General features: G+C 39.1%; 26 protein-coding genes. 23 read left to right on the top strand and 3 right to left on the bottom strand.

Annotated elements, in window-relative coordinates; translation table 11 throughout:
• The first annotated feature begins 6 nt into the window (after positions 1-6).
• The 9 genes from IC572_RS00310 to IC572_RS00270 are packed head-to-tail and all read left to right on the top strand — an operon-like array spanning position 7 to position 8,079.
• The gene (locus tag IC572_RS00310) at positions 7-1,329 is read left to right on the top strand and encodes a M23 family metallopeptidase (RefSeq protein WP_187854675.1); all 1,323 of its coding nucleotides are present in this window, start codon (positions 7-9) and stop codon (positions 1,327-1,329) included.
• 2 nt (positions 1,330-1,331) lie between these two features.
• Positions 1,332-1,919: a septum site-determining protein MinC gene (minC, locus tag IC572_RS00305; RefSeq protein ID WP_187854674.1), complete on the top strand. Its 588-nt coding sequence runs from the start codon at positions 1,332-1,334 to the stop codon at positions 1,917-1,919.
• Positions 1,916-2,803, top strand: coding sequence for a UDP-3-O-acyl-N-acetylglucosamine deacetylase (gene lpxC, locus IC572_RS00300; protein ID WP_024369001.1), 888 nt, complete (start codon positions 1,916-1,918; stop codon positions 2,801-2,803). The genes minC and lpxC overlap by 4 nt, the downstream gene beginning before the upstream one ends.
• Positions 2,804-2,824: 21 nt before the next feature.
• Positions 2,825-3,298 carry a tRNA threonylcarbamoyladenosine biosynthesis protein TsaB gene (locus tag IC572_RS00295; RefSeq protein WP_187854673.1) on the top strand — a complete coding sequence of 158 codons (474 nt, stop codon included), beginning with the start codon at positions 2,825-2,827 and terminating at the stop codon, positions 3,296-3,298.
• A 53-nt stretch (positions 3,299-3,351) separates the two neighbouring features.
• Entirely contained in the window at positions 3,352-4,233 is an 882-nt protein-coding gene (gene thrB / locus IC572_RS00290; RefSeq protein ID WP_187854672.1) for a homoserine kinase, read from the top strand.
• A complete protein-coding gene (locus tag IC572_RS00285; protein ID WP_001232486.1) occupies positions 4,220-4,474 on the top strand; it encodes a DUF448 domain-containing protein in 255 nt (84 codons plus the stop codon). The genes thrB and IC572_RS00285 overlap by 14 nt, the downstream gene beginning before the upstream one ends.
• Positions 4,471-7,311 (top strand): translation initiation factor IF-2, encoded by a 2,841-nt coding sequence (gene infB / locus IC572_RS00280; protein WP_187854671.1) that lies wholly within the window; start codon positions 4,471-4,473, stop codon positions 7,309-7,311. Before IC572_RS00285 ends, infB begins: the two co-directional genes overlap by 4 nt.
• Positions 7,311-7,646 (top strand): 30S ribosome-binding factor RbfA, encoded by a 336-nt coding sequence (gene rbfA, locus IC572_RS00275; protein WP_127943467.1) that lies wholly within the window; start codon positions 7,311-7,313, stop codon positions 7,644-7,646. The genes infB and rbfA overlap by 1 nt, the downstream gene beginning before the upstream one ends.
• Entirely contained in the window at positions 7,639-8,079 is a 441-nt protein-coding gene (locus tag IC572_RS00270; protein ID WP_187854670.1) for a ribosome maturation factor RimP, read from the top strand. Before rbfA ends, IC572_RS00270 begins: the two co-directional genes overlap by 8 nt.
• Before the next feature lie 108 nt (positions 8,080-8,187).
• Here IC572_RS00270 and acs read toward each other — a convergent pair whose 3' ends face one another.
• Positions 8,188-10,176, bottom strand: a complete 1,989-nt coding sequence (gene acs, locus IC572_RS00265) for an acetate--CoA ligase (RefSeq protein ID WP_187854669.1) — start codon at positions 10,174-10,176, stop codon at positions 8,188-8,190.
• A 213-nt stretch (positions 10,177-10,389) separates the two neighbouring features.
• Here acs and IC572_RS00260 point away from each other — a divergent pair, with 213 nt between their 5' ends.
• The 3 genes from IC572_RS00260 to IC572_RS00250 all read left to right on the top strand — a co-directional run bounded on the left by IC572_RS00260 (position 10,390) and on the right by IC572_RS00250 (position 12,834).
• Positions 10,390-11,502: a metallophosphoesterase gene (locus IC572_RS00260; protein ID WP_187854668.1), complete on the top strand. Its 1,113-nt coding sequence runs from the start codon at positions 10,390-10,392 to the stop codon at positions 11,500-11,502.
• Between the two features lie 340 nt (positions 11,503-11,842).
• Complete coding sequence (gene hsrA / locus IC572_RS00255) at positions 11,843-12,514, top strand: response regulator-like transcription factor HsrA (protein WP_001264984.1); 672 nt, start codon at positions 11,843-11,845, stop codon at positions 12,512-12,514.
• Between the two features lie 113 nt (positions 12,515-12,627).
• A complete protein-coding gene (locus IC572_RS00250) occupies positions 12,628-12,834 on the top strand; it encodes a hypothetical protein (RefSeq protein WP_187854667.1) in 207 nt (68 codons plus the stop codon).
• 472 nt (positions 12,835-13,306) lie between these two features.
• Here the strand turns inward: IC572_RS00250 and IC572_RS00245 are convergent, their stop codons facing one another.
• Both IC572_RS00245 and flhA read right to left on the bottom strand, forming a co-directional pair.
• On the bottom strand, positions 13,307-14,350 hold the full coding sequence (locus IC572_RS00245; RefSeq protein WP_187854666.1) for a 3',5'-cyclic-nucleotide phosphodiesterase: 1,044 nt from the start codon (positions 14,348-14,350) through the stop codon (positions 13,307-13,309).
• Between the two features lie 30 nt (positions 14,351-14,380).
• The gene (flhA, locus tag IC572_RS00240; protein WP_001262891.1) at positions 14,381-16,582 is read right to left on the bottom strand and encodes a flagellar biosynthesis protein FlhA; all 2,202 of its coding nucleotides are present in this window, start codon (positions 16,580-16,582) and stop codon (positions 14,381-14,383) included.
• A gap of 135 nt (positions 16,583-16,717) precedes the next feature.
• On the opposite strand from flhA, the gene rpsO reads away from it, so the two are divergent.
• From rpsO to fliY, 11 genes are all read left to right on the top strand, one after another.
• Positions 16,718-16,990, top strand: a complete 273-nt coding sequence (gene rpsO, locus IC572_RS00235; RefSeq protein WP_001207122.1) for a 30S ribosomal protein S15 — start codon at positions 16,718-16,720, stop codon at positions 16,988-16,990.
• Between the two features lie 29 nt (positions 16,991-17,019).
• Complete coding sequence (locus IC572_RS00230; protein ID WP_187854665.1) at positions 17,020-18,309, top strand: O-antigen ligase family protein; 1,290 nt, start codon at positions 17,020-17,022, stop codon at positions 18,307-18,309.
• Between the two features lie 127 nt (positions 18,310-18,436).
• A complete protein-coding gene (aroQ, locus tag IC572_RS00225; protein WP_000699286.1) occupies positions 18,437-18,949 on the top strand; it encodes a type II 3-dehydroquinate dehydratase in 513 nt (170 codons plus the stop codon).
• 12 nt (positions 18,950-18,961) lie between these two features.
• Positions 18,962-20,035, top strand: coding sequence for an aminopeptidase (locus IC572_RS00220; RefSeq protein WP_187854664.1), 1,074 nt, complete (start codon positions 18,962-18,964; stop codon positions 20,033-20,035).
• Positions 20,035-20,532 carry a 2-amino-4-hydroxy-6-hydroxymethyldihydropteridine diphosphokinase gene (gene folK / locus IC572_RS00215; RefSeq protein ID WP_187854663.1) on the top strand — a complete coding sequence of 166 codons (498 nt, stop codon included), beginning with the start codon at positions 20,035-20,037 and terminating at the stop codon, positions 20,530-20,532. Before IC572_RS00220 ends, folK begins: the two co-directional genes overlap by 1 nt.
• On the top strand, positions 20,529-21,899 hold the full coding sequence (gene flhF / locus IC572_RS00210) for a flagellar biosynthesis protein FlhF (RefSeq protein ID WP_187854662.1): 1,371 nt from the start codon (positions 20,529-20,531) through the stop codon (positions 21,897-21,899). The genes folK and flhF overlap by 4 nt, the downstream gene beginning before the upstream one ends.
• The gene (gene ylxH / locus IC572_RS00205) at positions 21,896-22,780 is read left to right on the top strand and encodes a flagellum site-determining protein YlxH (RefSeq protein WP_187854661.1); all 885 of its coding nucleotides are present in this window, start codon (positions 21,896-21,898) and stop codon (positions 22,778-22,780) included. The genes flhF and ylxH overlap by 4 nt, the downstream gene beginning before the upstream one ends.
• A 4-nt stretch (positions 22,781-22,784) precedes the next feature.
• Positions 22,785-23,099, top strand: coding sequence for a hypothetical protein (locus tag IC572_RS00200; protein WP_000868000.1), 315 nt, complete (start codon positions 22,785-22,787; stop codon positions 23,097-23,099).
• Positions 23,077-23,844, top strand: a complete 768-nt coding sequence (locus IC572_RS00195; protein ID WP_187854660.1) for an RNA polymerase sigma factor FliA — start codon at positions 23,077-23,079, stop codon at positions 23,842-23,844. Before IC572_RS00200 ends, IC572_RS00195 begins: the two co-directional genes overlap by 23 nt.
• Entirely contained in the window at positions 23,837-24,901 is a 1,065-nt protein-coding gene (gene fliM, locus IC572_RS00190; protein ID WP_000763575.1) for a flagellar motor switch protein FliM, read from the top strand. The genes IC572_RS00195 and fliM overlap by 8 nt, the downstream gene beginning before the upstream one ends.
• Positions 24,902-24,904: 3 nt before the next feature.
• Complete coding sequence (gene fliY / locus IC572_RS00185; protein WP_187854659.1) at positions 24,905-25,768, top strand: flagellar motor switch protein FliY; 864 nt, start codon at positions 24,905-24,907, stop codon at positions 25,766-25,768.
• The last annotated feature ends 19 nt before the right edge of the window (positions 25,769-25,787 follow it).

Genomic DNA, 25,787 nt, shown 5'->3' with positions numbered 1-25,787 from the left:
TTGATTTTGGAGTTGAGGTTTAAAATTTTAGCGTTAGTCGTTTTGATTTTAGGGGGTTATTTGATTTTTAACGCTTTAATCACAAAAACCAAAGCTTTAAGTTTTAGTTTGAATAGCAAAGAGGATGCGCTCAATGACAATAATGAAGCGCTTTTTTGGGATCTAAAAAAACCCATTAAGATTAAAATAGCAGCCCCAAAGGGCATCAAACGCTATGAACTAAAAGTAACCACGCAAGATAATTTGATCTTATACGAAAAAGAAAATCTGGTATTGGATAAACCCAAGTCTTTAGAAGTGCCTTTAATTAGGCCTGAAATCATGGGGTTAGAAGACAAGTGCCTTTTGTATGAAATTCAAGCTAATGATTGGAGCTATGCTAATTTTTTCAATGGCAATAAGGCGTCTTTCAAACAAGAAGTGTGCATTGATACGATAAAACCCTCAATTGCGATTTTATCTCGTTCCCCAAGCATCGCTTATGGAGGGAGCGCGGTAGTTGTCTTTGAAGCTTTGGATAAGAATTTGTCTCAAGCGTTTGTGCGCGTCAAAAAAAAGGATTTTAAAGCTTTCAGGCTTGTAGAATTCAAACAGCGTAATGTCTTTATCGCTCTAGTGCCTTGGTCTTATAAAAATAAGGATTTTAAGGCGTTCATTGTCGCTAAAGATAAAGCTTATAACTCTAATACCACCCCTTTATTACTCAAACGAAAAACCCATCATGTGAGGGAAAAAGATATAGACTTAAGCGCCTTAAAAGACAAGATTGCAAAGCAAGAAAAATTTCAAAATCACACTGAGCAAACTTTATTAGAAAGATTTTCTAACGCGCGCTTAAAAGATTTAGAAAAAATCCAAAAGATCGCTTTAGAGCAAGGGGATTTTTATAAGGATTTTTCCCATTTTCAAGCGCTAAAACCCTTGAATGGGCCTTTTAAAATGGTAAGCAATTTTTTAGAAAATCGGCGGTTTTTAAAGGACAATCAGGTGTTGTTTAAATTTTCGCATTTAGGGGTGGATTTGATACCCAATAAGGATTTATCCTTAGCGTTTGATCCATTGGTGGAGAGGGTTTTTAAGGGGGAGTTGGATTTTTATGGTAATAGTTTAATCAATTGCTATGGGTTAGGTTTGTGCGTTTTTTTGGCGCATTTAAAAGATGATGGAAACATGGGGAGTAGTGGTTTGAAATTAGGGAGTGGGTTGCATTTAGGGATGCTTTTGCAAGGGGTTTTTGTCCGGCCCAATGAATGGCTTAATGAGCAATGGATAAAAACCAATATCATCACCCCCATAGAGCAAGCCAAACGGCTTTTAATGAAAGGATAGTCATGTTAAAAACCAATCAAAAAAATGTGCATGCGTTTGAAATTGAAAAGCAAGAGCCTGAAGCGGTCATGGAATTTTTAGAAAAAAACCACGCCCTTTTGCAATATTTTCTCATTATATTTAAATACAATATTGAACCAGAAGTCAAAGCCGTTTTGCATAAACACCAGCTTTTGTTTTTAGAAACGAATCGCGCTTTAAACGGGCGTTATATCAAAACCATGTCTTTAAAAGAAGAAACCGATCATCCAAAACCCAATCATTCTAAAATAGAACCTAAAACAACGATTTATGAGCGCCACATCAGGAGTGGGGAAGAGATTTATAGCGCTAATCATCTTATTTTTTTGGGTAATATCCACAATGGAGCGAAGATTATTTCAGAGGGCTGTGTGTCGGTTTATGGGGTTTGCGAAGGGGCGATTGTGTGCTTTGGAGAGTGCTTGATTTTAAAAGAAGTCAAGAGCGCTCAAATCGTTTTTCAAAATAAAATTTTCTCTTTAAAAGAGATTGAACGGCTTTTGGTAAATAAAAATATTAAAATAATCACTAAAAATGACGATATACTAGACATAAAGGAAGTATTATGAAACAAACAACCATTAACCACTCTGTGGAATTAGTAGGGATAGGCTTGCACAAGGGCGTTCCTGTGAAGCTTGTTTTAGAGCCTTTAGGAGAAAATCAAGGCATTGTTTTTTACCGCTCTGATTTGGGCGTGAAGCTTCCCTTAAAACCTGAAAACATCGTGGATACCAAAATGGCAACCGTGTTGGGTAAAGATAACGCTAGAATTTCTACGATTGAGCATTTGCTTTCAGCTATCCATGCGTATGGTATTGACAATCTTAAGATCTCTGTGGATAACGAAGAAATCCCTATCATGGATGGGAGTGCTTTGACTTATTGCATGCTTTTAGATGAAGCAGGGATTAAAGAATTAGACGCTCCTAAAAAAGTGATGGAAATCAAGCAGGCCGTTGAGATTAGAGAGGGCGATAAATTTGTTAAAATTGAGCCAGACAGCCAACTTTCTTTGAATTTCACGATTGATTTTAACCATCCGGTTATCGCTAAGCAAGCCCACCATTTTGTCTTTAGTAAAACCGCCTATAAAGAGCAAGTCGCTAAAGCCCGAACCTTTGGGTTTTTGCAAGAAGTGAATTACTTGCGATCCATTGGTTTGGCTAAAGGGGGGAGCTTGAATAATTGCATCGTGCTGGATGAAAACAGCATCTTGAATAAAGAGGGTTTGAGATGCGAAAAGGAATTTGTGTGCCACAAGATTTTAGACGCTATGGGGGATCTAATGGTTTTAGGCATGCCTGTGATGGGCAAATACACTTCTTTTTCAGGGAGTCATAAGCTCAATTCCATGTTGGTTAAAGCCATTTTAGCGGACGCTAAAAATTACGAAGTTTTGATCGCTACGGATCCGGCTAAAGAATTTGCGTTGCAAAAGGCTTTCGCTTAATCCTAAATTAGGGTTTGTTTTTTGGAATTGGATTTAGCACTTATCTCTTTAGGCGAGGGGGTTTTGCTTGGGGTGTATCAAAACAATTTTTTATGCACTTCTTACACTTCTAAATCAAAAACAAGCGAAGCTTTAGTGGAAGTTTTTTCACAATTATTCAAAGATTTTAAAAACCCTACTTTACCGGCGATTAAAGGGGTTTATTACGCTAAAGGGCCAGGGAGTTTCACTAGCTTAAAACTCACGCATGTTTTCTTACACACTTTGGCTTTAATCCATGACTTTGAACTCTATTCCACCACAGGCTTTGATTTTAACGACAACACACCCATTTTGGCGTATGCCAATAAATACTTTGTTTCAAAAGAAAGGGAAAGCTTGAGCGATTTTAAAGATTTGAAAATTTTGCCAAAAGATTTCAAGTTGCCCTCTTTTTTAGAGAAAGACAAATTCACCCAATTGAACACGCCGTTTTACATTTTGCCTCCTATTTAGTGTATAATGCTAGTTTTAAAAATGAAAGGGTATCAACAATAGGGGTTTAAAATTTGGTAGTGAGTGTTCCTGCAACGAGTGCGAATTTAGGCCCCGGTTTTGATTGCTTGGGTTTGAGTTTGAATTTACGCAATCGTTTTTTTATTGAGCCTAGCAGTTTTCATGCGGTGAAATTGGTTGGGGAGGGTGAAGGGATCCCTAAGTTTTTAACCAACAATATTTTCACTAAAGTGTTTTATGAGATTTTAAAAAAGCATGGGAATGACGGATCGTTTAAGTTTTTATTGCATAATAAAGTCCCTATTACAAGGGGCATGGGGTCTAGCTCGGCGATGATTGTGGGGGCGGTCGCTTCAGCGTTTGCGTTTTTAGGGTTTGATTTTGATAGAGAAAATATTCTTAATACCGCTCTAATTTATGAAAACCACCCGGATAATATCACCCCAGCGGTCTTTGGGGGGTATAATGCAGCGTTTGTGGAAAAAAAGAAAGTGATAAGTTTAAAAACCAAAATCCCTTCTTTTTTAAAAGCGGTGATGGTGATCCCTAATAGGGCCATTTCCACCAAGCAATCGCGCCATCTCTTGCCCAAGCGTTACAGCGTGCAAGAAAGCGTGTTTAACCTTTCGCATGCGAGTTTGATGACGATGGCGATTGTGCAGGGGAAGTGGGACTTGTTGCGTTGTTGCTCTAAAGACAGGATGCATCAGTATAAGCGCATGCAAACTTATCCCGTGTTGTTTGCGATCCAAAAGCTCGCTTTAGAAAATAACGCCTTAATGAGCACGCTTTCAGGGAGCGGTTCGTCGTTTTTTAACATGTGTTATAAAGAGGACGCCCCTAAATTAAAGCAGGTTTTGAGCAAGAAATTCCCTAAATTTAGGGTAGCGGTTTTAGATTTTGATAATGATGGAGTCCTTATTGAGAAAGACTGAAATTAAAATCCGCATGTGTGTGGCGTGCAGAATGCGCCAACCTCAAAAGGATTTGTTGCGTTTGAAAAGCTTTGACAATCAAATCATGGAATTTGATGGCACAGGCCGTAGTTTTTATGTGTGTGGAAATTGTTTGAAAAATGGAGAAAAAAAGTTGTTGAAAGCGGTTTCAAAAATAAAGAACGCCCCAAAAGATACCAAAAATATTATTAATTGGATTAAGGAGAGAAGCATAGCATGAGTGATATGGTTGATTTAAAAAAATTTGTAACCGAGCTTGGCAAGACCCAAAAAGAGCTTAAAAACGTGATCGAGCAAGCCAAAGATATTGGTTTAGAGCTTAAGACAAATTCTAAAATGACCCCAGAGCAAGCCGGCAAGCTATACAAATATATTGTGGATGGCATTAAAGAACAAATACAAGCTAATCAACCCGCTAAGAATCCTGAACAAGACAATAAAGACGATTTGAAGATAGCCGCAACGCCTAAGCCACTTGCTAAAAAGGCTTCCAAAACGCCTAAAAAAGAAGAAACAAAAAGCCAGCCAAAGCCCAAGAAAACTAAAGAAAAGAAAAAAGAAGCTCCTGCGCCTATTATCAAAAAGAAAGGAATAGAGATTGTCAACACTTTTGAAAACCAAACGCCTCCTGTAGAAAACACCCCTAAAGCGGTTAGCCACTCTCAAATAGAAAAAGCCAAGCAAAAACTCCAAGAAATCCAAAAAAGCCGAGAAGCCCTAAACAAGCTCACCCAAAGCAACACTAACAACGCTAACAGCACCAATAACACTAACAACGCTAAAAAAGAAATCAGCGAAGTTAAAAAGCAAGAGCAAGAGATCAAACGCCATGAAAACATTAAAAGACGCACCGGTTTTAGGGTGATTAAACGCAATGATGAAACTGAAAATGAAATTGAAAACGGCGTAACAGAAAGCAAAAAACCCACTCAAAGCGCGGCGGCTATTTTTGAAGACATTAAAAAAGAATGGCAAGAAAAAGACAAACAAGAGGCTAAAAAAGCCAAAAAACCCAGTAAGCCCAAACCCACCCCCACAGCCAAAAACAACAAATCCCATAAAATTGATTTTAGCGATGCGAGGGATTTTAAGGGCAATGATATTTATGATGATGAAACCGATGAAATCTTATTGTTTGATTTGCATGAACAAGATAATCTCAATAAGGAAGAAGAAGAAAAAGAAATCCGCCAAAATATCAACGACAGGGTGCGTGTCCAAAGGAAAAACCCTTGGATGAATGAAAGCGGGATCAAACGGCAATCCAAGAAAAAACGCGCATTCCGTAACGATAACAGCCAAAAAGTGATCCAAAGCGCGATTGCAATCCCTGAAGAAGTGCGCGTCTATGAATTCGCGCAAAAAGCGAATTTGAATCTGGCTGATGTGATTAAAACCCTCTTTAATTTAGGGCTTATGGTAACTAAAAACGACTTTTTGGATAAGGATAGCATAGAAATTTTAGCCGAAGAGTTCCATTTAGAAATTTCTGTTCAAAACACTTTAGAAGAATTTGAAGTAGAAGAAGTGCTAGAGGGGGTGAAAAAAGAGCGCCCGCCTGTGGTGACTATCATGGGGCATGTTGATCATGGTAAAACTTCACTACTAGATAAAATCCGTGATAAAAGAGTCGCTCACACGGAAGCTGGGGGGATCACTCAGCACATTGGCGCTTACATGGTAGAAAAAAATGATAAGTGGGTGTCTTTCATTGACACCCCAGGGCATGAAGCCTTTAGCCAGATGCGTAATCGTGGGGCTCAAGTTACAGATATTGCAGTGATTGTGATAGCGGCTGATGATGGCGTGAAGCAGCAGACTATTGAAGCGTTAGAGCATGCAAAGGCCGCTAATGTGCCTGTGATTTTTGCGATGAATAAAATGGATAAGCCTAATGTGAATCCGGATAAGCTCAAAGCTGAATGCGCTGAGCTTGGCTACAACCCTGTGGATTGGGGCGGAGAATATGAATTTATCCCTGTTTCGGCTAAAACGGGCGATGGTATTGACAATTTATTAGAAACCATTCTTATCCAAGCGGATATTATGGAATTAAAAGCCATAGAAGAGGGCAACGCTAGAGCGGTTGTTTTAGAAGGAAGCGTGGAAAAAGGGCGTGGGGCAGTAGCCACGGTGATTGTCCAAAGCGGGACTTTGAGCGTGGGGGATAGTTTTTTTGCTGAAACGGCGTTTGGTAAAGTAAGAACGATGACTGACGATCAAGGCAAGAGCATTCAAAATTTAAAACCCTCTATGGTGGCTCTCATCACAGGCTTGAGCGAAGTGCCTCCTGCAGGATCTGTTTTAATAGGGGTAGAAAACGATTCTATCGCACGCTTGCAAGCTCAAAAGAGGGCGACTTATTTACGCCAAAAAGCGTTGAGTAAAAGCACTAAAGTGTCTTTTGATGAGCTTTCAGAAATGGTCGCTAATAAGGAATTAAAAAATATTCCTGTAGTCATTAAAGCGGATACGCAAGGAAGCTTAGAAGCCATTAAAAACAGCTTGTTAGAGCTTAATAACGAAGAAGTGGCGATCCAAGTGATCCACTCAGGGGTGGGGGGCATTACTGAGAATGATTTGAGCCTGGTTTCTAGCAGTGAGCATGCCGTGATTTTAGGCTTTAATATCCGCCCTACCGGCAATGTGAAAAATAAGGCTAAAGAATACAATGTGAGCATTAAAACTTACACGGTGATTTATGCTTTGATTGAAGAAATGCGTTCGCTGTTATTAGGCTTGATGAGTCCTATTATTGAAGAAGAGCATACCGGACAAGCGGAAGTGAGAGAAACCTTTAATATCCCTAAAGTTGGCACGATAGCCGGGTGTGTGGTGAGCGATGGGGTGATCGCTCGTGGCATTAAGGCGCGTTTGATTAGAGATGGCGTGGTGGTTCATACCGGCGAAATCCTTTCTTTGAAACGCTTTAAAGACGATGTGAAAGAAGTTTCTAAGGGCTATGAGTGCGGGATCATGCTAGACAATTATAATGAGATTAAAGTGGGCGATGTGTTTGAAACCTATAAAGAAATCCATAAAAAAAGAACCCTCTAATGAACGCTCATAAAGAACGCTTAGAATCCAATCTTTTAGAATTATTACAAGAAGCTTTAGCGAGTTTGAACGATGGCGAGTTGAATTCTTTAAGCGTTACTAAAGTGGAATGCTCTAAAGGGAAGCACCACGCTTTGGTGTTTGTGCTTTCACCAGATCATAAAATCCTTTCTAAATTGAAAAAAGCTGAGGGTCTTATCAGGCAATTTGTTTTGCAAGCGAGCGGGTGGTTTAAATGCCCAAAACTCAGTTTTGTTTTAGATGATAGTTTAGAAAAGCAGCTCCGCCTAGACGCCATATTCAATGAAATCGCTAAAGGGAAAGATAATGACTAAAAGAATAGAAGAGAAAATAGAGGGCGTGATTGAAAGTTTGGGTTATTTGCTTTATGATGTGAGTTTGGTTAAAGAAAATGAGCAGCATGTTTTAAGGGTGAGCCTTAAAAACCCTAATGGATCGGTTAGTTTGGATATTTGCCAGCAAGTGAGCGAGGTGATTTCGCCCTTATTAGATGTGTGCGATTTTATTCAAGACGCTTATATTTTGGAAGTGAGCTCCATGGGATTAGAAAGAACGCTTAAAGCCCCCAAACACTTCAAGCTTTCTTTAGGCGAAAAAGTGGAAGTCAAACTCATCAATAAAGAAAGCTTTCAAGCCGTCCTTAAAGACGCTAACGATTTGAGCGTGGATTTTGAATTAGAGAATCACGCTATCAAAAGCGTGGAATATAAAGATTTAAAGAAAGTTAAAACGCTTTTTGAATGGTGAAATAACGCGAAGCGGTAGGCGTTCTTACGCTTTATGAGAAATTACCGCTTGATTGAAATTGGACTCTCATTATTTGGCTAAAAAACGCCAAAAAGCATTTTTTAGATTTCACTCTTCCATTTGAACGATACTCATTATTTCTTTGACCACATTCACATCTTCTAGTGTGCTTAAATCTTGAGTGATGGGCTCTTTTTTGGCGATGGATTTTAAAAGCCTTCTCATGATTTTCCCGCTTCTGGTTTTAGGTAAACCCGGCACATACATGACATTGTCTAATTTAGCGATCTTTCCAATTTCAACGGATAAGATATGATTCATTTCTTTTAACAATTCTAAACTCTCGCCAAGATTGCATTTAGCCCCATCGCACAGCACCACAAACGCAAACAAGCCCTCTCCTTTAATCGTATCAGGGATACCCACTACCGCGCATTCAACCACCATTTCATGTTTAGAAATAGCGCTCTCCACTTCAGCCGTGCCAATCCTATGCCCACTCACATTCACAATATCATCTGTGCGCCCAATAATAGTGATGTATCCGTTTTCATCCACGATAGCGCCATCTCCAGAGAGATAGACATATTCCCCATTCAACTTGATCTGAGAAAAATAACTATCAATGTATCGTTTTTCATCGCCCCAAATGTTTCTTACCATAGAAGGCCATGGCTTAGTGATGCATAAAAACCCTTGCTCTCCGGGCTTTGTTTTGGTGCCGTCTTCGTTTAAAACTTCTGCATGGATTCCAGGCAAAGGTAAAGTCGCGCAGCTGGCCCTTATAGGCGTAGCTCCCGGTAAAGGGCTGATGATATGCCCGCCTGTTTCTGTCTGCCACCAAGTATCCACGATACTGCATTTTGAGTTGCCGATTTTTTCATAAAACCATTTCCATGCCGTAGGGTTAATGGGCTCTCCCACCGTTCCTAAAACTTTGAGCGATTCTAAATTATACTTTAAGGGTTCGTTTTCGCCTTTAGCATGCAGCATTCTTATAGCGGTGGGGGAAGTGTAGAATTTATCCACGCGGTATTCTTCTATCATCCTCCACCATCTCCCATAATCCGGATAAGACATCGTGCCTTCTAGTATCAAAGTCGTTGCCCCGCAAGCTAAAGGTCCATAAACTACATAAGTGTGCCCTGTGATCCAGCCAATATCGGCGGTGCACCAAAAATTATCGTTATCTCTAATATCAAAAACCCACTCCATCGTCATTTGCGCCCATAGCAAATACCCCGCACTGCTGTGTTGAACGCCTTTAGGTTTCCCGGTTGATCCGCTTGTATAGAGCAAGAATAAAGGATCTTCAGAGTCCATCATTTCAGGTTCGCATTTATCGGATTGGTAATTGACCATTTCATTATAGACGAAATCGCGCCCTCTCACATAGTCAATCTCTCTGGCGTTTCGTATCACAATGAGTGCTTTTTCCACGCTAGGGCAGGCGTTATTTTCTAGAGCCTTGTCAAGGGCTGGCTTGAGCATGTAGGGTTTGCCTTTTCTAAAAGTCCCGTCCGCTGTGATAACTAATTTAGCTTGAGCGTCGTTGATCCTATCCCTCAAGGCTTCAGGGCTAAACCCAGCAAAAACGATGCTATGGATCGCTCCAATCCTAGCGCATGCGAGCATCATATAAACGCTTTCTACAATCATGGGCATATAGATAATGACCCTATCGCCTTTTTTGACATTGAATTCGTTTTTTAAAAGGTTGGCTGTTTTATTGACTTCAGAGTGGAGTTTTCTGTAAGTGATGACATTATAATCCCCCATTTCCCCTTCAAAAATAATCGCTACTTTATTTTTTTTGTCTTTTAAATGTCTGTCTATGCAATTGTAAGAAACATTGATTTTGCCGTTTTCAAACCATTTGAAAAAAGGGGCGTTATCGCTGTTTAAAACCTTATCAAAAGGTTTAAACCATGTGAGTTTTTGCTTGGCTAACTCGCCCCAAAAATGTTCGTAATCTTCATTGGCTTCATGCACTAAATCCTTATATTCGCACATGTTTTTAATCCTGGCTTGCTTGGCAAACGCTCTGTTAGGGTTAAAGACTTTTTTAGCGAATTCTAAATCTTCGTCTAATTGCATCGCATCTCCTTTTTCATGGTTTTAAGCGCATTTTTTATTATTATATCCAAACTCAATATCCAAACTCACACTCTTTTATAAAGGGAGGGATACTTTTCTCTTTCTGTGTGGATTGAGACTGATAAAAAAGGAAATAGCACGATGAAACCTAAAGGGTGTATTAGCGTTAATATGATAGAATGACAGAACACTTTATGATAATAAAAGGGTGGTATGCTGATCTCCATAGCGTTTTTATTGGTTTTGTGTCTTTTGAATTATAGTTCTTTCAGGATGTTGAAATCGTTTTTAACCTTAAAGAAAATCTCTCAATACGCTTATTTAGGGTTTTTTATCCTTTTGAGCATAGGCGAGGCGGCTTTTGCTTTTTATAGAAATACCATGCCTAGCCATTTGTTTGTTTTGACTTCGGCGTGTTCGTTTGTATCTTTTATTGTTTTTATCCTTTCTTTAAGTTTTTACGGGTTTTCCTACTCTATAGAAAAAATAGATTTTTTATATTCAAGGCGTAAAAGTTTAAAAAACTTTTTAAAATTGGGGTTTTATCTGGCGTTATTAGGGTATTTTTGGCGCGGCTTTTATGAAGGGTTGGCCCGCCCTAAAATCAAAGAAACCCCTATTTATTTAGACAAGCTGGATAAAGAATTAAAGATTATTTTACTCACAGACATGCATGTGGGGAGTTTGTTGCAAAAAGATTTTGTTGATTACATTGTAGAAGAAGTCAATCAAAAAGAAGTGGATATGGTGCTGATTGGGGGGGATTTAGTGGATGAAAACATTGAAAAAGTCAAATCTTTTTTACTGCCTTTAAACAACCTTAAAAGCACGCATGGCACTTTTTATGTGCCAGGAAACCATGAGTATTATCATGGCATAGAGCCGATTTTATCGTTTCTTGACACGCTTGATATGACGATTTTAGGGAATGAATGCGTGCATTTAGGGGGGATCAATTTGTGCGGTGTGTATGATTATTTCGCACGAAAGCGTCAAAATTTTGCCCCTGATATTGATGAGGCGTTAAAAAAGCGCAATGAGAGTAAGCCCACGATCCTTTTAGCCCACCAGCCTAAACAAATTAGAAGCCTCAAAGAAAGCCACTCTGTGGATTTAGTGCTTTCAGGGCATACCCATGCAGGGCAAATCTTTCCCTTTAGCCTTTTAGTCAAGTTGGCGCAAACCTATTTACATGGTTTATACAAGCACAGCCCCACCACTCAAATCTATGTGAGCAGTGGGGCAGGGTATTGGGGGATTCCTTTAAGGTTTTTAGCCCCTAGCGAGATCGCATACCTTAGGCTTTTACCTAAAAATCAAGCTTAGTTGAACAAAATCTTAAAATCGTAATCAAGCGGTTAAAAACAAGGAGTTAAAAAACAACCGCCAAGATAAAGGGAAAGGAGGGGGAGGTGACCCTTCAATCTTAAGCGGTGCCAACCAAACCATAAGGAATGGTTGGATTTGTAATTATACAATAAAATGGTGATTTTTAGCAAATGATTTTAAAAATTATCCATAAAAACGCTCAAAGGTATTTTTACAACCAATAACCAAGGGCTTGATTTTAATCAAGCGATAACTTTTATTAATATTTTCTTAAACTAATTTAAAATTATGATATAATCAGTGCTTGAATTACTCTTAAATGCAGGAGTCATACACCATGCGCGTTCTACTGATTGAAAAAAATTCTGTTTTGGGTGGAGAAATTGAAAAGGGCTTAAATGTTAAAGGCTTTATGGCTGATGTAACAGAGAGTTTAGAGGATGGGGAATATCTTATGGATATTAGGAATTACGACTTGGTTATGGTTAGCGATAAAAACGCTTTAAGTTTTGTTTCTAGAATCAAGGAAAAGCATTCTTCTATTGTTGTTTTAGTTTCTTCTGATAACCCCACAAGCGAAGAAGAAGTCCATGCGTTTGAGCAAGGCGCGGACGATTATATCGCTAAGCCTTATCGCAGCATTAAAGCTTTAGTCGCAAGGATTGAGGCTCGTTTGAGGTTTTGGGGCTCTAATGTGATTGAAATTGGGGATTTGACCATTAGCCCTGATGAAGAAAAGATTATTTACAAGGGGCGTGAAGTTGAAGTGAAAGGGAAGCCTTTTGAAGTGCTGACCCATCTTGCCAGACATAGGGATCAAATCGTCTCCAAAGAACAGCTTTTAGACGCTATTTGGGAAGAGCCTGAAATGGTTACCCCTAATGTCATTGAAGTGGCTATCAATCAAATCCGCCAAAAAATGGATAAACCCTTGGGGATTTCCACGGTTGAAACCGTAAGGCGCAGAGGCTATCGTTTTTGCTACCCCAAACCGGCGTGTGAAGAGTAAATTCCGTGGTTTGCTAAAAAATAGATTAGAATGAGGGTGTGAAGTGGGTAAAATCAAATATTTGAATAGCGATAATAGAGACACTCATATCATGTTGGTGTTTAGCTAGGAGCATGATCATTTTATCTGCGATTGGTAGGGTGTTTTGGTTAAAAAACACTAAAGCAGGTTCGTATCAATTCATGGATTTAAATGTCTATCAAAACACAAAAATACAAACTTTGGCTCCGTTTTCATTGGATATTGAAAAAGTCTTATTTTTGTGGGATTTTTATGGGATACAAGAAAAATACACAAAGAAAATGCTAGCTAAACTCTAGCTTGCACTAAAATTTTAGTATAGTGGCGTTGTGAGAACCATTAAAACTATGATTGCTAATAGTGGTTTCATAGTTGGTCATCTCCTTTTTAAGATAGCCGCTCACTATTACCCAAACCCTAACATGCTCCAAATACCCGCAACAAAAAACAATAAAATAGAGAGATAACTTAAAATGATTATTTGCGTTGGCGTGATGATAATTTAAAAAACCTAAAAATACTAAAAAAGCATTTTTTACAATCAAATGATTAAAAGAGCTTGCGAAAAGTAAGCGATGAATTTTTAAGCGACCTTTTGGGGGTTAGGGGGATTTAGTTGGAGGTTTGTAGGGGAATAGTTTTTAAAATATCCCTTATTCCCTTAAAGAAATGAGTTTATACAAAATGATAGAATGAAAATTTTTAAACCTTATCAAAAAGAGCTTTTAAACTCTTTTTAGTTTTTGTTGGCTTTTTGCAAACGGCTTAGTTTTAAGCGTTATTAAAGATTTCTTCAATTTGTTCTTTAATATCCCTGTAATTGAAACTCTCCCTAAAGCCATCAATCTTGCCTCCGCTCGCATTCCTATGCCCGCCCCCATTAAAACACATTTGACTGAGTTCACACACATCGCAATTCCCATTCGCTCTTAAGCTCACATTCCCTTTAGCGTTCACATCTATATAAAAATCAAAATCCGGATTTTGCGTTAAAAAAAGGTTAGCCAACACGCTAATACCCCCCATAGAATAACTTAAAAACCCTTTCTTATCCTGGTAATAAACGCTGCAATCATGCTTTTTTAAAGAGAGCAAATGCGTTTGTGCGTTTGAAGAGATATTGTCCATCGTTTCTGTATTAGGGTCGCCCCCTAAAGCGATTTTTTTGAGTTTGAACAAATCGTTATCATAGGCTACAGGGGCGTTTTCTAAAAACAAATAGTTTTTAACTTCTTCTAAAAGCTTTAATTTATAGTTGCGGTTTTCATCATCAAACATGAAACGATTCAATTCAGAGCTTTGAGTGATCATGCGCATGCACACCTTGCCTAATTCAAAACCATAACCCTGCGTGTCCCAAATATCCACAGAATTGACCATTTCCACCAAAGGCTCTAGCCATGTTGTGTTTTTTGGCTCTAAAAGAGCGTAATGCTTTTTCAAAAATTCATACACGATTTTAGTCGCGCAACGGTTAATGTCTAAAAAATACCAATGGAAACTCTCAGCCACTTCCTTACCGCTGATATGGTGATCCAAAAGCTGGATTTGAATGTTTTTATTTTGCAAGCGGTGTTCTTGGATCTTATCCTGCAAATACTCTGCTTCGTTTAAGTTCAAATTCAAATCGCTAACCAAAATAAGGAATTCACTCTCTTTAGATTGAGCGATTGCGTTTAGAATTTCATAAATTCTCGCTGAGACTTCACGTCCGTAATTAGCGTTATAGTATTGGATATTTTTAAAAAATTGTTTTGAAACAAGCTGGCACGCATAGCCGTCTAAATCAATGTGTGAAAGGTGATAAACTCGCATCATTCTCCTTTTTTATCAATTATTTATCCATTAAAAGTTAATATGGATCGTGCCTAAGGCTTCAAAATTAGAGTTAGGATCTAATTCCGCATGGCTTAGCACGACCACATCAATCCTGGCCTGCTCCATTTGATTAGAAAGGGCTTTTCTTAAATTAGGCTCTACAATCAAAATCACCGGAGCGATCCCTTTTTGCAAGACTTTCATAGCCTCTTCAGAGACCCCTTCAATGAGTTTTTGCAATTCGCCTACATTGAGTAATAAGCTCTTAGAAGCGCCATTTTCTCGCAATTTATTAAGCAAAAATTGTTCGCTATCGGTAGAAAAGGTTAAAAATTTCAAACGCCCGTCTTCAGATTTAAAAGCGTTAGTGATCACCCTAGAAAGCCTCGCCCTCACTTGTTCGGTTAAGATATTCACATCGTTTTGAACCAATGGGGCAATATCGGTAATCGTTTCTAAAATAGTGAGCATGTCTTTAATGGGGATTTTTTCATGCAACAAGGCTTGCAAGACTGATCGGATCGCACCGGTGGGGATTTTTTTACTCTCTTCTACAATTGTAGGATAGTCTTTAGCCAAGCGCTCTAAAAGGGATTTCACTTCATCTTTAGTGATAAAATCTTCAGCGTATTTTTTCACTAATTCACTGGTGTGTGTCGCAATAACGGTGCTTGGATCAATAATGGTATAGCCTTGAATAATGGCTTCTTCTTTATTTTTAGTTTCAATCCATAAAGCGTCCATTCCAAAAGCCGGCTCTTTAGTAGGAATGCCTTCAATTTCTTTATTCACAAAACCGGTATTCATGGCTAAAAACTTATCTGGCATCACCATGCCCTCACCAATCACAATGCCCTTAAGCTTGATTTCATAATGCGTTGGGGGGAGCTGTAAATTATCTCTGATCCTAATTTGAGGCATCAAAAAACCATAATCGCTCGCTATCTTTTTTCTAATACCCCTAATCCTTTCTAACAAATCGCCCCCTTGTTTCATGTCCGCTAAGCTGATGAGTTGATAGCCTAAAGCCAATTCTAAAAATTCAATTTTTAACACTTCATCAATCGCTTGTTCTTCTTCTCTTTTGAGCTCTTCTTGGGTTTTAGCCCTTGTGGTTGGGGTGTGGGGTTTGATTTTAGAGCTGTGGGGCTTTTCGCTCAAATCCAAGCCGAATTTTTGACTCAAATAATTTTCTAATTTAGTGAGCAACCCGTCCTTTCCCTCCCTACTAATCAGCCATGCGATGAATAAAAAGAGAGTCCCTACAAACGCTAAAGAAAAGGTAGGGAGTCCAGGAATGGTTGCAAAAAGCAATAAAATCGCCCCCACAATCACTAAAGTTTTGCTTTTATTGGTGAGCTGTGTGATGAGTTTAGAAGCGAAATCTTCTTCTTCGTTTTGCGTGGTGCGAGTGGCGACAATACCGGTCGCTGTCGCAATGATTAAGGCAGGGATTTGCCCTACAAGCCCATCGCCAATGGTTAGGATAGTGAAAGTGCTAGCGCTAAAGCTCAAGCTCATATCCCTTTGGAACACGCCCACTAAAAACCCCCCAATGATATTGATAAGCGTGATAATGATAGAAGCGATCGCATCGCCTTTGACAAATTTAGATGCGCCATCCATCGCGCCATAAAAATCCGCTTCTTGGCTTAGAGCGGCACGCCGTTTTTTAGCTTCCTTATCATCAATAAGTCCTGAATTTAAATCCGCATCAATCGCCATTTGCTTTCCTGGCATAGCGTCTAGAGCGAATCGCGCCCTAACTTCAGTAACCCTAGTAGAGCCATTAGTAACCACTAATAAATTCACTAGCACTAAAATACTAAAGATAATCGCGCCAATCACATAATTCCCGCTCACGCTAAATTCCCCAAACGCCGTGATAATATCGCTCACCGCGCTAGGCCCTTTATAGCCTTGCGTTAAAATCATTCTAGTGGTGGCGACATTTAAAGCCAAGCGGTATAAGGTTACAATGAGCAATAAAGTGGGGAAAGCGCTAAAATCAGTAGGCTTGTCAATATAAAGCCCGATTAAAATAATCAACACCGATAGCGCGATAGAAATCGTGAGTAAAAAATCCAACACAAAAGGCGGTAACGGCACGATAATGATCGCTAAAATCGCTATCACAAAGACCACAAGAGCTAAGTCTTTGGATTGCAAAAAGCGTTTAAAGACAGGGAAAGTCTTTTTAAAAGCTAATTTGGAGCGTTCGTTTGCCATAATCTAAAATCAATGCCTTAATTTTGGTAGGTGTGTTTGTCTCTTATTATAATATAAAGTTTAAGAGTATGATACAAAAAAGCTCATTTTACGCTATAATGCGATCTTTATTAAATTACCAATTAGGAGGTCGTTATGGCTTTGAATCTGGAGAAAAAACAAGAAATCATTAAAGCGTTTGCCACTAAGGAAAACGATACGGGTTCTTGTGAGGTGCAAGTGGCGTTGTTGAATGAAAGGATCAAGCTTTTAACCGAGCATTTAAAGGCTAACCCCAAAGATCATTCCAGTCGTTTAGGGCTTTTAAAATTAGTCGCTCAAAGACGCAACTTGTTGAAATACATCAAACGCACCAATCATGCACGTTATGTGGTTTTGATTGAAAAGCTGGGCATTAAAGACAGATAATTTTATCGGTTTTAGGGTATGGCGAGTTTGTGTTAAAAGAGCGTTTGAAGGCCTTTTTTAGTGCGGACTCTGTTTTCACTCTAGTTTTTGCTCTTTTCTTTCTCACTTCGTTTAAAAAACCTTTAACGCAAGTCTTGTTGATTGTTTTAATGGTTTTTTTGTTTCTTAGGTGTTATTTCCAAGCGTCTTTGAAAGAAACCTTCGCAATTAATCATTTAAAAACCATGCCTTTTAAATGGCTCACACTGGCTTTTTTAGGCGTGTTTTTAAGCATCTTCCCTAACATGTTTAACATGTATAATAGCCAAACTTTCCGCTACAATTTATTTGCTCTAAACATGTCCTTAACTTACGCTTGCGGGGCGTTATGCTTGCTTTTTTCTAGCCGTTTAAGAATCAAATTGAATCAAAAAATCCTTTTTTATAGCATGGCTGTGGCAAATTTCACCAACGGCTTGCTTTCATTGGTGCAAAAAATTTATTTTAACATGCCCAGAGCGCAAGGGTTTAGCACGGTTAAGGAGTATGTGGTTTTAGTGAGCGTGTCCATTTTAGGCTGTTATATTTATGCGCTTTATTCGCAAAGTCAAAAAGAAAAACTTTTTTTCACGCTTTCTGTTTTTGTGGGGTTTTTAGTCGTTATTTTAAGCGCTACAAGGAGCGCGACAATCGCTTTTGTTATTACTTTTTTGATCCTTTCTTGCTTTATTTTATACGCCAAAAAATCGCTCAAACCATTGGGTTATATGGTGGTTGTGAGTCTTATTTTGAGCGCTTTGTATATGGGGAGTAACGCTTTAGAAAAAAGGGGGGCAATAGAGCAATCTAGAGTTCAAAACCAAAGCTTTGAAGAGGATTTGAAACGCTACGCTAAAAAGGACGCCGATAGCAGTATCGGGTGGCGTTTGGAGCGCTGGAAAGAAGCCCTAACGGTTTTGCGTTTAAGGCCCTTTTTTGGTATGGCCGCTAGCGAGAAATGCCAGAGGTTAGAAGAGATTTTATCCTTATCAAAGTCTTATAGAGCCAAAGATTTGATTCTTTGTTATGAAAGGTATGACAATCAAATCATTCATGTTCTAGCCACTAGGGGGATCATAGGCTTTTTAATCTGGCTCTTTTTTTTACTAGCGGTTGTAAAGATTTTTTGGAGCGGGATAAAGCAAAACTCTTTAATATCGTTTTTTATACTAATGACACTCGCCTTTTACCTCATTTTTGGCATCGGGTTTGACCCCTTTGATTTCTTCATTACGGGAAGTTTTTTTGCAGGAATGGTCATGATGGCTGTTTTTGTAAAAAAGGATAAAAGCGTTTTTTAGCATCAAAGAGTTTGATGTTAGTCAAGCGGTAGTTTCTTGACAATGCGTTCTTAGGGGATTTAAGGGGTAAGATAAAAATTATGCTATAATGCGGTTTCATTCCATATTCAACAAGGAGAAATAAATAATGAAAATTTTAGTGATTCAAGGGCCTAATTTAAACATGTTAGGACACAGAGACCCAAGACTTTATGGCATGGTAACCTTAGACCAAATCCATGAAATCATGCAGACTTTCGTGAAGCAAGGCAATTTAGATGTGGAATTAGAGTTTTTTCAAACCAATTTTGAGGGCGAAATCATTGACAAAATCCAAGAGAGCGTGGGCAGCGATTATGAGGGGATTATCATTAACCCAGGAGCGTTTTCGCACACTTCTATTGCGATTGCAGATGCGATCATGCTAGCGGGCAAACCTGTTATTGAAGTGCATCTCACTAACATTCAAGCCAGAGAAGAATTCAGGAAAAATTCTTACACTGGAGCGGCTTGTGGAGGCGTGATCATGGGATTTGGCCCGCTTGGTTACAACATGGCTTTAATGGCGATGGTCAATATTTTAGCCGAAATGAAAGCCTTCCAAGAAGCCCAAAAAAACAATCCTAATAACCCCAATAACCCGATCAACAATCAAAAGTAAAAGGGGTTATTGATGAGAGGATTAGAAAGAGACGCCCATTTCACGCTCAATGAAAACGCGATGTTTTTTGAGTGCGCTTATAGTTGCGATAACGCTTTGTTTTTGCAATTAGACGATCGCTCGTTTTTTATCACTGATTCTCGCTACACTCAAGAAGCTAAAGAAAGCATTCAGCCTAAAAATGGCGTTTTAGCGGAAGTGATAGAATCCAGCGATTTAGTGCAAAGCGCGATTGATTTGATCGCTAAACGCTCGGTTAAAAAGCTCTTTTTTGACCCCAATCAAGTGAATTTGCAAACCTATAAGCGTTTGGATTTAGCGGTTGGGAATAAGGTTATTTTAGAGGGCGTGCCTAGTTACCACCGCCAAAAACGCATCATTAAAAACGATCATGAGATCCAACTCCTCAAAAAATCTCAAGCGTTGAATGTTGAAGCTTTTGAAAATTTTGCTGAGTATGTGAAAAAGATTTTTGATGAAAAAGAATCCTTGAGCGAGCGGTATTTGCAGCATAAGGTTAAGGACTTTTTGACTAAAGAGGGGGTTTATGATCTGAGTTTTGAGCCTATTTTAGCCTTGAATGCGAACGCGAGCAAGCCCCATGCTTTGCCTAGCGCGAAGGATTTTTTAAAAGCGGAGCATAGCATTCTTTTGGATATGGGGATCAAATACGAACGCTATTGCTCGGATAGGACTCGCACGGCTTTTTTTGACCCTAAAGATTTTGTCTTCAAAAGAGAGCAGAGTTTCAAGGATAAAGAGCGTCAAAAGATTTATGACATTGTGAAAGAAGCGCAAGAAAAGGCTATTTCAGGCATTAGAGCGGGCATGACCGGTAAAGAAGCGGACAGCTTGGCTAGGGGAGTGATTAGCGATTATGGTTATGGGCAGTATTTCACTCACAGCACCGGGCATGGCATTGGCTTAGACATTCATGAGCTTCCCTATATTTCATCGCGCAGTGAAACCATTTTAGAAGAGGGCATGGTGTTTTCCATAGAGCCTGGGATTTATATCCCCGGGTTTTTTGGGGTGCGCATTGAAGATTTAGTGGTGATTAAAAATTCTAGGGCTGAGCTTTTGTGATGCGAGAGATCCTTACTAACCGCTTTTTCCCTAGCCTTTTTAAAAAAAGGCTTGATTTTTCTAATAGGGTGGTTTTAGGACTAGGATCTAATCTTAAAAGCCCTTTAAAAATATTAAAAAATTGTTTTTTATATTTTAAAAATCATAGTAAAATTGGGAAAATTTTTTCTTCGCCCATTTATATCAATCCGCCTTTTGGTTACACTAAGCAACCTAACTTTTATAACGCTACGATCATTCTTAAAACATCTTTAAGTTTACGCCATTTTTTTGCTCTGGTTTTTTATATAGAAAGGCGTTTTGGGCGCAAAAGGAAGCGCGATTTTAAAGACGCTCCAAGAACTTTGGATATTGATATTATCGCTTTCAACCAAGTCATTTTAAGACAGAATGATTTGACTTTACCTCACCCTAAATGGAGTGAAAGGGATTCGGTGTTAGTGCCGTTGGCTTTGCAACAAATTCTTTTTATTCTTTTTAAAAAAGGGGAGTGGTGAAATTCTATACCTATAGTGGGGAGACGGCCGCTGAAGCTTTAAAGATCGCTCAAAGCCACCATGGGGTGGATACGCTAGTGTTTAAAACGCAAGAAATCCGTAAAAAAACGCTCACTTCTTCTGGGCTTTATGAAATCGTTGTGGCGGTTGAAGAAGAGAGCGAAAACAAAAAAGCCCCCCTCATTCCAGAGAGTTTGTATGATGAAGAATTGAATGAAGAAGACGTGGTCATGCAGCTTTCAAGCACCGTAGAAGAAATGCGCAAACTCGCCGGGGTTTCATCCAATCAGCGCAACTATAGTTTTTCAAAAAATAAGACCCTTTTAGAAAAAGACGCCCCGTTAGAGGATACGCCTTTAGAGGCTAATAAGCAGGACGCCTTGTTGCAAGCCTTAAAAGATGAAGCCAACCATAAAAAAGAAAGAGAAAAAAGAGAAGTCAAACAAGAAGAAGAAATTAAAGACATCAATCTGCAATTAAGCAAAATCAGAGACAGCTTGAAACTCATTCAAAACATGTTTTGGGATGAGAAAAACCCCAATTCTATCAATATCCCTCAAGAATTTGCAGAAATTTACAAACTGGCCAAACAAAGTGGGATGAAATCCAGTCATTTAGATGAAATCATGCAATTGAGCCTGGAATTGATGCCTTTACGCATGCGGGAAAATTCCGTAACGATCAAGCGCTATTTTAGAGAAGTGTTGCGCAAAATGATCTTGTGCCGCCCTGAGGATTTGAATTTAAGGCAAAAACGCATCTTAATGCTTGTAGGGCCAACAGGCGTGGGGAAAACGACAACTTTAGCTAAATTAGCCGCGCGCTATTCTAGAATGCTAGCGAAAAAATACAAGGTGGGCATTATCACTTTAGACAATTACCGCATTGGGGCTTTAGAGCAATTGAGTTGGTATGCTAATAAAATGAAAATGAGTATAGAAGCGGTGATTGACGCTAAGGATTTTGCTAAAGAAATTGAAGCGTTGGAATACTGCGATTTTATTTTAGTGGATACGACAGGGCATTCGCAATACGATAAAGAAAAAATTGCCGGTTTGAAGGAATTTATAGATGGGGGTTATAATATTGATGTGTCCTTAGTGCTTTCAGTTACCACTAAGTATGAAGACATGAAAGATATTTATGATTCTTTTGGGGTGTTAGGGATTGACACTTTAATCTTTACGAAATTAGATGAGAGTAGGGGGTTAGGGAATTTGTTTTCTTTAGTGCATGAAAGCCAAAAGCCTATCAGCTATCTTTCTGTCGGCCAAGAAGTGCCTATGGATTTGAAAGTGGCTACTAACGAATATTTAGTGGATTGCATGCTAGATGGCTTTAGTAACCCTAATAAGGAACAAGCATGAACAATCAAGCGAGCCATTTGGATAATTTTATGAACGCTAAAAATCCCAAAAGTTTTTTTGACAATAAGGGGAATACCAAATTCATCGCTATCACAAGCGGTAAGGGGGGCGTGGGGAAATCCAACATTAGCGCTAATTTAGCCTACTCTTTATACAAGAAAGGTTATAAGGTAGGGGTGTTTGATGCGGATATTGGTTTAGCGAATTTAGATGTGATTTTTGGAGTGAAAACCCATAAAAATATCTTGCATGCCTTAAAAGGTGAAGCCAAATTGCAAGAAATCATTTGTGAGATTGAACCCGGGCTTTGCTTAATTCCCGGGGATAGCGGCGAAGAAATTTTAAAATACATTAGCGGCGCGGAAGCTTTAGATCAATTCGTAGATGAAGAGGGGGTTTTAAGCTCTTTAGATTATATTGTGATTGATACAGGCGCTGGGATTGGAGCCACTACGCAAGCGTTTTTGAATGCGAGCGATTGCGTGGTGATTATCACCACACCCGATCCTTCAGCGATTACCGATGCGTATGCATGCATTAAAATCAACTCTAAAAATAAAGACGAATTGTTCCTTATCGCTAACATGGTAGCCCAACCTAAAGAAGGCAGGGCGACTTATGAAAGGCTATTCAAGGTGGCTAAAAACAATATCGCTTCATTAGAATTGCACTATTTAGGGGCGATTGAAAACAGCTCCTTATTGAAACGCTATGTGAGAGAGCGAAAGATTTTGAGGAAAATAGCCCCCAACGATTTGTTTTCGCAATCCATTGACCAGATAGCGAGCCTTTTAGTTTCTAAACTAGAAACCGGCACTTTAGAAATACCAAAAGAAGGTTTAAAAAGCTTTTTTAAAAGGCTTTTAAAGTATTTGGGGTAGGCTGATGAAAGTTCAAAATTTTATCCATTTTTCTGTTGTGGTGGGGTTTTTTTTGGGGTTAGTGTTTTCGGTGTTGAAATTCAATGAGCCAGAGAGCATTTTATTATGGACGGTGTTATCCACGCTAGGGGGATACTTGATCGCGTTGTTGTTTGCGTCTATTTTTATCGCTTGCACGGATTTAGATATTTGTCTTTTTGACAAAAAAGGCACTGAAGAGAGCTTGCTTCGTTTCAACCATGAGTTTAAGAACAGAGAAAAAGAAGTGGCTAGTATTTTAGAATACATTAGAAGTTATGATTTTGATGATGGAAAATAGAATGCCCAAAGGAATTCAAAAAACTGAAACAAGCGAAAAAAATATAGAAAAGGTTTTGAACGCCTATGATAAGCAACAACACCACCATCAAGACGATCTCGCTATCCAGTATTTACCGGCCGTGCGCGCTATGGCGTTTCGTTTAAAAGAGCGCTTGCCCAGCTCTATTGATTTTAACGATCTGGTTTCTATTGGCACTGAAGAATTGATTAAATTAGCCAGGCGTTATGAGAGCGCGTTAAACGATTCTTTTTGGGGGTATGCTAAAACTCGTGTCAATGGGGCGATGCTAGATTATTTGCGCTCTTTAGATGTGATTTCTCGCTCTAGCAGGAAACTCATTAAAAGCATTGATATTGAAATTACCAAATACCTTAATGAGCATGGGAAAGAGCCTAGCGATGCGTATTTAGCAGAAACTTTAGGCGAAAATATTGAAAAAATCAGAGAAGCCAAAACGGCCTCAGATATTTATGCGCTAGTGCCAATAGATGAGCAATTCAATGCGATTGAGCAAGATGAAATCACTAAAAAAATTGAAGCAGAAGAGTTGTTAGAGCATGTCCAAAAAGTATTGAATCAAATGAGCGAACGAGAGCAAATCCTTATTCAGCTCTATTACTTTGAAGAGTTGAATTTGAGCGAGATCAAAGAGATTTTAGGCATTACTGAATCGCGCATTTCTCAAATCATTAAAGAAGTGATTAAAAAGGTGCGCCAATCCTTAGGAGTGGATCATGGCTGATATTTTAAGCCAAGAAGAAATTGATGCGCTTTTAGAGGTCGTTGATGAGAATGTGGATATTCAAAATGTCCAAAAAAAAGATATTATCCCGCAGCGCAGCGTAACCCTCTATGATTTCAAGCGCCCTAATCGTGTGAGCAAGGAGCAACTGCGCTCTTTTAGGAGTATCCATGACAAAATGGCTAGGAATCTTTCCAGTCAAGTTTCTTCTATCATGCGTTCTATTGTAGAGATTCAGCTCCACAGCGTGGATCAAATGACTTATGGCGAATTTTTGATGAGTTTGCCTAGCCCTACAAGTTTTAATGTCTTTTCCATGAAGCCTATGGGGGGAACGGGGGTTTTAGAGATTAATCCTAGCATCGCTTTCCCTATGATTGACAGACTATTAGGGGGTAAGGGGAGCGCGTATGATCAAAACAGGGAGTTTAGCGATATTGAATTGAATTTATTGGATACGATTTTACGCCAGGTGATGCAAATTTTAAAAGAAGTGTGGTCGCCTGTGGTGGAGATGTTTCCTACCATTGACGCTAAAGAATCCAGCGCGAATGTGGTCCAAATCGTCGCTCAAAATGAAATTTCTATCATGGTGGTTTTAGAGATTATCATTGGGCATAGCCGTGGGATGATGAATATTTGTTACCCGGTGATTTCCATTGAGAGCATTCTTTCTAAAATGGGGAGTAGGGATTTGATGCTTTCAGAGACGAATTCTAAAAAGAGCCGTAATAAGGAATTGCAAGCGCTATTGAGCGGGGTGAGCGTGGATATGATCGTGTTTTTGGGCGCGGTGGAATTGAGTTTGAAAGAAATGTTGGATTTAGATGTGGGGGATACTATCCGGTTGAACAAGATCGCTAATGATGAAGTGAGCGTGTATGTGCATAAAAAAAAGCGTTATTTAGCGAGCGTGGGGTTTCAAGGGTATAGGAAAACCATTCAAATTAAAGAAGTGATCTATAGCGAAAAAGAACGCACTAAAGAAATTTTAGAAATGCTAGAAGAGCAGCGCAGAGGCAAAGTGGGCGATATTATGAAAATAGAAGAAGAGTGAGAAATGCAAGATTTTATTAAGATTTTTATTCAAGAGGTTGTCTCCACTTTAGAAGGGTTAGTGGGTAAGGCTCCAAGCGTGGGATTAGAAAAAAAAATTTCTAGTAGCGACGAATCTTTTTTGAAATTAATCAGCGCGCCTTATGCAAGAGTCATGATAAGCGCGATTGAAAAAGAAGAGAGCTCTATTGAATTGCTGGCTCCGGTAGTTTTAGTTACCGCTTTAAGCGATTTGATGTTAGGAGGTGAGGGGGCGAGTAAGGAAGAAATGGATAATGACGATTTAGACGCTTTTAAAGAAATGGCTTCTAATATTTTTGGCGCGATCGCTACAAGCTTGAAGTCTCAAGAATTGCTCCCCAAACTCAATTTCACTACCACGAACGCTGAAATCGCTAAAGAGATTCCTAAAAAAGAAGATTACGCTAAAGCGATGGTGTTTTCTTTTAAAATGGAAGCCATCAAAGAAAGCCAAATCATTTTATTGACTACGGAGGCTTTTGAGCGCCAATTTGAAAAAACGCATCAAGAAGAAAAAGAAGAAACGACACAGAGCGCTGCTGAAGAGATTAAAACCCACGATGCGTCTTTAGAAAACATAGAGATCCGCAATATCAGCATGCTTTTAGACGTGAAATTGAACGTTAAGGTGCGCATCGGGCAAAAAAAGATGATTTTAAAAGATGTGGTCTCTATGGATATAGGGAGCGTGGTAGAGTTGGATCAATTGGTGAATGACCCTTTGGAAATTCTTGTAGATGACAAGGTGATCGCTAAGGGCGAAGTGGTGATCGTGGATGGGAATTTTGGTATTCAGATCACGGATATTGGCACTAAAAAAGAACGCTTAGAGCAACTGAAAAATTAAACCATTAAAGTAAAGAAGG

Origin of the sequence: Helicobacter pylori (assembly GCF_014496485.1) — a bacterium.
Taxonomy (GTDB): domain Bacteria; phylum Campylobacterota; class Campylobacteria; order Campylobacterales; family Helicobacteraceae; genus Helicobacter; species Helicobacter pylori_DD.
Note: the sequence above shows the minus strand (reverse complement) of the source record. Positions and strands in the feature narration are given on the sequence as shown.